This window comes from Lunatimonas lonarensis, assembly GCF_000390185.1.
In the GTDB taxonomy this organism is placed as follows: domain Bacteria; phylum Bacteroidota; class Bacteroidia; order Cytophagales; family Cyclobacteriaceae; genus Lunatimonas; species Lunatimonas lonarensis.
Map to the genome: position 1 here is coordinate 1 of NZ_AQHR01000027.1, position 642 is coordinate 642.

The 642-nt window shown below is 51.2% G+C and carries 2 protein-coding genes; one reads left to right on the forward strand and one right to left on the reverse strand.

What is annotated here, in order from left to right:
• Window positions 1-301 (forward strand): hypothetical protein (locus ADIS_RS23340; protein WP_035804610.1); only part of this gene is annotated, 301 nt, incomplete at its 5' end.
• Window positions 302-449: 148 nt separating this feature from the next.
• Here the strand turns inward: ADIS_RS23340 and ADIS_RS23345 are convergent.
• The coding region (locus tag ADIS_RS23345; protein ID WP_238325367.1) for a hypothetical protein at window positions 450-642 on the reverse strand (193 nt) is incomplete at its 5' end.

The window sequence follows — 642 nt, forward strand, 5'->3', positions numbered from 1 at the left end:
CCTTCTTAATTCCTTTTTTCTATCAACAAACATGGTGTGGGTTTTCACTTCTAACATAGGAAGAATCGCATTTTTCTCCAATTGGGAGTTAACCGCGATTACCTTGGATGGGGGAATTTCCCTGCATGGTAGCGATAGTTCAACCCTCTTCGGGGTTGGGTGGAGTTGGGAGACGGTGTTCCCCGGGCTACCGCCCAGGGTTATTGTTGTTTCAGCCCTTCGGGCTTTGGATTCACAACCTAATAAACAGCAGACAAAAAAGCGGCATGTACAGAACCGGGGATTCGGATCAATAGGGTAAACAGGAAAGTACTCCACACCCGCACCAGACAAAACGGCAACTCAACCGGTCAATGAACGCCGCGGGCTCAGGTGAATGCGGAGACCATCCAAATGCCGGTTTTCAAACAGGCAAACGCTCATACTTCAAAACCCGATTAGCCACAGGCCTAAAGGGCCGCTACAACAATAACCGGGGGTTGGCACCCCGGAAATGGCAAACACACCAACCCCCAACCCCGCGAGGGGTTGAACCTTTTGCGAACCCGATTGGATAAGGGGATGACTTTGAGGCCATCAGAAAAGTCGGCCGGCCTGAGTGGCCCTTTTTGTTGGCTGGCCAGCTTCACCCAGCTTTGAAAT